This window comes from Ruminococcus sp. CAG:379 (genome assembly GCF_000434255.1).
GTDB lineage: Bacteria > Bacillota > Clostridia > Oscillospirales > Ruminococcaceae > Ruminococcus_F > Ruminococcus_F champanellensis.
Genome location: NZ_FR894847.1, coordinates 1 through 6782, shown reverse-complemented (window position 1 = coordinate 6782; position 6782 = coordinate 1). Strand labels below are relative to the sequence as shown.

Annotated in this window: 7 protein-coding genes and 2 tRNA genes; all 9 read left to right on the top strand. The window is 55.5% G+C overall.

Features of this window, described 5'->3' with window-relative positions; all coding sequences use genetic code 11:
* The coding region (locus tag QVO51_RS02980; RefSeq protein WP_288167792.1) for a sporulation protein YqfD at window positions 1–651 on the top strand (651 nt) is incomplete at its 5' end.
* A 124-nt stretch (window positions 652–775) separates the two neighbouring features.
* The gene (locus QVO51_RS02975) at window positions 776–1750 is read left to right on the top strand and encodes a PhoH family protein (protein ID WP_015558291.1); all 975 of its coding nucleotides are present in this window, start codon (window positions 776–778) and stop codon (window positions 1748–1750) included.
* Window positions 1743–2243 carry an rRNA maturation RNase YbeY gene (gene ybeY / locus QVO51_RS02970; RefSeq protein WP_015558292.1) on the top strand — a complete coding sequence of 167 codons (501 nt, stop codon included), beginning with the start codon at window positions 1743–1745 and terminating at the stop codon, window positions 2241–2243. Before QVO51_RS02975 ends, ybeY begins: the two co-directional genes overlap by 8 nt.
* Window positions 2244–2252: 9 nt before the next feature.
* The gene (era, locus tag QVO51_RS02965; protein ID WP_022357172.1) at window positions 2253–3146 is read left to right on the top strand and encodes a GTPase Era; all 894 of its coding nucleotides are present in this window, start codon (window positions 2253–2255) and stop codon (window positions 3144–3146) included.
* Between the two features lie 72 nt (window positions 3147–3218).
* Window positions 3219–3392: a hypothetical protein gene (locus QVO51_RS02960; RefSeq protein WP_276747387.1), complete on the top strand. Its 174-nt coding sequence runs from the start codon at window positions 3219–3221 to the stop codon at window positions 3390–3392.
* Entirely contained in the window at window positions 3325–4083 is a 759-nt protein-coding gene (recO, locus tag QVO51_RS02955; protein ID WP_015558294.1) for a DNA repair protein RecO, read from the top strand. The genes QVO51_RS02960 and recO overlap by 68 nt, the downstream gene beginning before the upstream one ends.
* Entirely contained in the window at window positions 4080–6461 is a 2382-nt protein-coding gene (locus QVO51_RS02950; protein WP_015558295.1) for an endonuclease MutS2, read from the top strand. Before recO ends, QVO51_RS02950 begins: the two co-directional genes overlap by 4 nt.
* A 124-nt stretch (window positions 6462–6585) precedes the next feature.
* Window positions 6586–6668 (top strand) — tRNA-Leu (locus QVO51_RS02945).
* 26 nt (window positions 6669–6694) lie between these two features.
* A tRNA-Ser gene (locus QVO51_RS02940) sits at window positions 6695–6782 on the top strand.

Sequence of the window (6782 nt, the reverse complement as noted above, 5' to 3'; positions counted from 1 at the left end):
GCGGAAGCCACCTCCCAGCCCGGCATGCTGCATGACCGGGTGCCCTGCAATTATGTTGCCACCCGGGATGCCTGCATTCAGTCCATTATGCCTGCATGCGGCATGGTGCTGCGGCAGGTGGGGGATGGGGTGAAGGCAGGGGATGTGCTCATCAGCGGCGTACTGGAGGAGGAAACGGGGGCAGTCAGCTACTTCCACGCCTCCGGCTCTGTGACCGGGGTGTATCAGGAAACCATGACCTTCGCCCAGCCCCTGGCGGAGGAACTGCGGATTCCGGAGGAGCCGGTGCGCCGTCGGGTGTTGTCCCTGTTCGGTCAGCGGATCCCGCTGTACTTCGGGGAGGTGCAGCCGTCCATGTATGAGTATGCCGAAAGTGAGACCCGGTTTTCCATGCTGGGGCGGGAGATTCCCATGGGGATCCTGCATTGCACCTACATCCCCTATGGCTACCGGATCTGCGCATACGAACGGCAGGAGGCGGAGGCGCTGCTGCGGGAGAAATGCACCCAGTATGAGCAGAATTTTCACAGCTCTGATGAGATCCAGGACAAAACCCTGGAATTCCGGCAGGAGGATTCGGTGATTTATTGTGATGTTCGCTATGTAATATGCGGAGAAATCGGAACAATCCGTGAAATTTTCATAAAATAATTGAATGCTCCTTTAAAATTTCTGAAAAATATGATATACTGAATTAAGATGCGTGAACTGTGTCCACAGATTGCTGTTGGATGCGGAAAGGAGAGAGGGACGCTTCGGGCGTTGGAAAAAGCATATGACGGAAAAAATCATCCAAGTAGATACCATGGATCAGATCCTGACGATTTTCGGGGATTTTGACAAGACCCGGCACGCCATCGAGGAAAAGTATCATGTAACGCTGCTGAACCGGGGTACGGTCATCAAGGTTACTGGTGAGGAACAGGCGGCGCAGGGGGCTGCGCAGGCCATTGAAGCCATGCTGCGGCTGACTCCCCAGGGAGAAAATGTGGGGGAGCAGACCATCCGCTATGTGACCAACATGGTGGCGGAGGGTGCCATGCAGGATCTCAAGGAGCTGGCGGCGGATGCGGTGGCAGTTACCATATCCGGCAAGCCCGTCCGGGCACGGACTGTGGGACAGAAAAAGTATGTGGAAGCCATCCAGGACAACACCATCGTACTGGGCATCGGCCCGGCAGGCACCGGCAAGACCTATCTTGCGGTGGCAATGGCAGTGAAGGCATTCCGTGCCCATGCAGTCAGCCGTATCGTGCTGACCCGTCCGGCGGTGGAGGCTGGTGAAAAGCTGGGCTTTCTGCCGGGAGATATGCAGGACAAGGTGGATCCCTACCTGCGGCCCCTGTACGATGCACTGTATGAAATGCTGGGTGCGGAAAGCGTACAGCGGAACATGGAAAAGGGAAGCATTGAGGTTGCCCCTCTTGCCTATATGCGGGGACGCACCCTGGACGAGGCATTCATCATTCTGGATGAAGCCCAGAACACCACACCGGAGCAGATCAAAATGTTCCTGACCCGGCTTGGAAATTCCAGCAAGATGGTCATCACCGGGGACATCACCCAGATCGACCTGCCCGATGCGAAACGTTCCGGATTGGTGGAGGCGATGAAGGTACTGCGGAATGTGGATGACATTGCCATTCATCAGTTCCAGGAACGGGATGTGGTACGGCACAAACTGGTGCAGGATATTATCGCTGCCTACGAGAAATATCAGAATGAAAGGAGAAAAGGAAAAAATGGCTAAGCTCAAGGTATATGTAAAAAACAATCAATCGGATGTAAAGGTGCCGGTGGGGATCCGTCTGCTGATCCGCCGCTGCTGTCAGGCTGTGCTGGCTACGGAGCATTTTGACCGGGACGCTGAGGTGAGCGTTTCCTTTGTCAGCAATCAGGAGATCCGCAATCTCAACAAGATCTATCGGAATAAGGACAGCGTGACGGACGTGCTTTCCTTCCCCCTGCTGTCCGACGGCAAGGCGGATGTAAACCAGGAAACCGGCTATGTACTGCTTGGGGATGTGGTGATTTCTCTGGAAACTGCCTTCAAGCAGGCGCATAATTTCGGTCATTCCCTGGAACGTGAGGTGGGCTTTCTGACCGTACATTCCATGCTGCATCTGCTGGGCTACGATCATGAAACCAGCCCCTTGGACGAGCGGAAGATGCGGGAGAAGGAAGAAGCCGTGCTGGAAAAGCTGGGCATTGCCCGGGATATCAGCTTTGTAACGGAGGACTAAGACGATTCTATGCCGAAAAGTGCTTTTGTAACCATTGCGGGCAGAACGAACGCAGGAAAATCCTCTTTGCTCAATGCCCTGGTGGGGGAGAAGATCGCCTCTGTCAGCAACAAGCCCCAGACCACCCGTACCCGGATCACCGGCATCAAGACCATCGGGGATACACAGCTGGTGTTTATGGATACGCCGGGTCTGCATAAGCCGAAAAACAAGCTCAGTGAGCATATGCTCAACACGGTCACTGAATCGGTGGTGGATATTGATCTGCTGCTGTTCATGATGGACTGTACCCGGCAGATGACCCCTCAGGAGGAGGCAATGCTGCTGGACTGCAAGCGCAGGAAGCGTCCGGTGATCGTAATCCTTAACAAGATCGACCTGCTGGAGGACAAGACCAGGCTTGCAGGTATGATGGTGGGAATCCAGAACAAGTTTGACCCGGCCAGCATCATTCCCATCAGCGTGACGGAGCAGGACGGGGTGGATCTGGTGGAGCAGGAAGTCCTGTCCCACGCCAAGGAAAGCCCTCACTTCTTCCCGGATGAAATGTTTACCGACCAGCCGGAAAAGGTGATCGCAGCGGAAATGGTTCGGGAGCAGCTGCTGCGGATGCTGGATGATGAAGTGCCCCACGGCATTGCCGTTATGACCGAATCCATGACCGAACGGGAGGAGCAGGATATTCTGGATATCTCCGTGGTAATCTACTGTGAACGGGAAAGCCATAAGGGTATCGTCATCGGGAAAAAGGGTGCTATGCTCAAGCGTGTGGCATCTGCCGCCCGGACAAGCCTGGAGGACTTTTTCCGCATCAGAGTGAATCTGCAATGCTGGGTGAAGGTGAAGGAGGACTGGCGGAACCGGGAGGGACTGATCCGCTCCTTTGGTCTGATGGAGGATTGATCCGCTGGTACGGATTTCAACCCATAATTGCCGCTCATCCGGATACACTGTTACCGAGAGGAAGTGATCCGTATGGACAATTGGGAGATATTTGCCAAAAGCGGCAGTGTAGAGGATTATCTGCGGTATCGGGGACTGCGTGCAGTCCGGAGCCGCCCGGCAGGGAGTGACAAGAAGCATGCTGACCACTGTGACGGGGATCGTCATCCGGGAACGGAGCGTGGGGGAACAGGACAAGTTTATTGATCTGCTCACCGCAGACCAGGGGGTGCTGGAGGTATCCGTCCGGGGGGCGAAGAAAATCACCAGCCGGCACGGTGCCGCATCCCAGCTGTACGCCTATGGGCAGTATTGTCTGGACAGCCGCCGGGATCGGTATTATCTGAACAGCGCTCAGGTGGAGCGGATTTTCTACGACCTGCGGCAGGATTTGACCCGGCTGAGTCTTGCTACCTATTTTTCGGAGCTGATTGGCTTTGCGGTGGGGGCGGAGCATGCAAAATCCGATATTCTGCGTCTGCTGCTCAATACCCTCCATTACCTGGAGGAGGGCAGCCGGCCTGTCCCCCTGCTGAAGGCGCTGTTTGAGCTGCGGTTTCTGACAGAGCTGGGCATGATGCCGGATATTGTATGCTGTGACGTGTGCGGCGAGTATGCACCAGCGCAGCTGATTTTTCGCTTACAGGCGGGAAATTTCATCTGTGCCCACTGTGCCGGAGAGATTGCTCCGGATCGGGAACAGATGCCCGTGAGCGGCTCTGTGCTGCAAGCTGTCCGGCACATTGTGCTGTCGGATTTTGACCGGCTGTTCCATTTCCGCCTGGGGGAGGGGACTGCATCCGCTCTGTCCGTCCTGGCGGAACGCTATACGATATTGCATCTGGAACGGCAGTTCCGGACGCTGGACTTTTACAAATCTCTGGAGAATTTACCATGAATCACTATTTTCAAACCCTGGAGTTACATAAGGTTCTGGAGCGGCTGGCGGAGGAAACCTCCAACAGCTGCACCCGGCAGATGGCTCTGGAAATCGAACCAAGTGCCGATCCGGCAAGGGTACAGCAGTTGTTGGGCATGACCGAGGATGCGCTGCAGCTGTCCATTCAGTACGGCACTCCTCCTTTCTATCAGATGGAGGATGTATGCGCCCCATTGCTCCGGGCAAAATCCGGCTCCCGTATCTCTTTACGGGAACTGTTGAGCGTTGCACGGCTGTTGAACCAGATCCAGAGCCTGGATGACTGGTACTGTCACTGCGAGAACAGCGAGACCTCCCTGGCATATCTGTTTTCCCGGCTGGCGCCCAATCCGGCACTGCGGGACAAGCTGGAGCGTTCCATTTTGTCGGAGGAGGAGATCGCCGATGGAGCTAGCACCGCTCTGGCGTCCATCCGTCGGAAGATCGCCCAGTCCGGTCAGAAGCTGCGGGATACCCTGGATAAAATGATCCGTTCCGCATCCATGCAGAAGTACTTGCAGGAGTCCATCGTGACCCTCCGGGACGGCAGATATGTACTGCCGGTGAAGGCAGAGCATCGGGGGGATGTACAGGGGCTGATCCACGATACTTCCGCTACTGGGCAAACCTATTTTATTGAGCCAATTGCTATTGTGGAGGCAAACAACGATATCCGGCTTCTGGAAAGCCAGGAACAGGAGGAGATCGAGCGGATCATCACCAATCTGTGTGCAGAATGCGGTGCTTATGCGGATGTACTCATCGAAAATTACCATGTGTGTGCCGAGCTGAACCTGTATTTTGCAAAGGCGAATCTGGCGGCGAAAATGAAAGCCACCCTGCCCCAGCTGACGGATGACGGGGCGGTGGTGCTGAAAAAGGCACGGCACCCGCTGTTGGATCCTGCCAAGGTGGTGCCCATTGACGTGACACTGGGCAGGGAGTATCAGGCGCTCATCATCACCGGCCCCAACACCGGCGGTAAGACGGTTGCCCTGAAAACCGTAGGGTTGCTGTGCGCCATGGCAATGTGCGGTCTGCTGATCCCCGCCGGGGACGGCAGCAGCGTGTCCGTCTTTTCCCATATCCTTGTGGACATTGGGGATGCCCAGAGCATTGAGCAGAATTTGTCCACCTTCTCCGCTCACACCAACCATGTGATTGAGATTCTGAAAACAGCGGATGCCCAGAGTCTGGTGCTGCTGGATGAGCTGGGATCCGGCACGGATCCGGTGGAGGGTGCTGCTCTGGCAGTATCCGTCATTGAACAGCTGAAGCGGCAGGGTGCCAAGCTGATGACCACCACTCATTACCAGGAACTGAAGCTGTATGCCATCGAAACCCCGGACGTGGAGAATGCATCCTGTGAATTCGACCTGGAAACCCTGCAGCCCACCTATCGGCTGCTGATTGGCTCTCCCGGCAAGTCCAATGCATTTGCCATTTCCGAGCATCTGGGCATGCCGCCCCAGATCATTGCCTATGCCAAGACCCTGGTCAGCACGGAGCAGACCCGGTTTGAATCTGTCATTGAAAAGCTGGAGGCTGCCCGGGCGGAGCTGGATACCCAGAATCAGCAGCTGCGACAGGCTCGTCTGGAGGCACAGGCCCACGAGCAGGCGCTCCGGGAACAGCTGAAGCAGCTGGAGCAGGAAAAGGATGCGGCGTTGGAGCAGGCACGGCAGTCTGCCATGCAGATCATCGAAAACACCAAGATCGAGTCCAACCGACTCATTGACGAATTGGAGCAGCTGCGACATGAAAAAGACCGGGAAACCTTCTCTGACCGGGTGTCCCAGCTGAAATCCCGTACCAAAAACAGCTTTGCCCGGATGCATGATGCGGCAAATCCGGTGCAGCAGCGGATGCAGGAGCAGTACAAGCTGCCTCGCCCCCTAAAAAAAGGTGACACGGTGTATGTCACCGACATCGACAAGCAGGGAACGGTACTGGCGGAGCCGGACAGCTCCAACATGGTGTTTGTACAGATCGGCATTATGAAAACCAAGGTGAAGCTGGAGAATCTGCGGCTGCAACAGGCGGCGAAGGTGATGCTCAACGGCAAGAAACGGCAGCCAGCCAAAAAATCTGTCAGCAGCAAGGTGACACGCAGTGCCGCCATGGAACTGGATATCCGGGGCTGTGCGGCGGACGAGGGCGTGTATCAGATGGAGGCGTTTCTGGACAGCGCCCTGGTGTCCGGCATTTCTACCGTGACCATCATTCACGGCAAGGGTACCGGTGTGCTGCGGGCGGCGGTGCATCGCCGGCTCAAGGAGCTGAAATACGTGAAGAGCTTCCGGCTTGGAGTATTTGGCGAAGGGGAGGACGGCGTCACCATTGTGGAGTTGAAGTAACGAATGCAGGCGGCATTTGTTGGGCAGAATTTTTCGAGAAAATTTTAAAAAGCGCTTGACAAATGCCGAACATTCTGATATAATATTAAAGCAGTCGATTGACGGCGACATAAATAGAATCGTTGCGAGTGTGCTGGAATTGGCAGACAGGCACGTTTGAGGGGCGTGTGTTTCGACGTACGGGTTCAAGTCCCGTCACTCGCACCACTATTTGATGATACAATTTCATAGATGGAAAGATGGCTGAGCTGGTCTAAGGCGCACGACTGGAAATCGTGTGTACGTTAATAGCGTACCGAGGGTTCGAATCCCTCTCTTTCC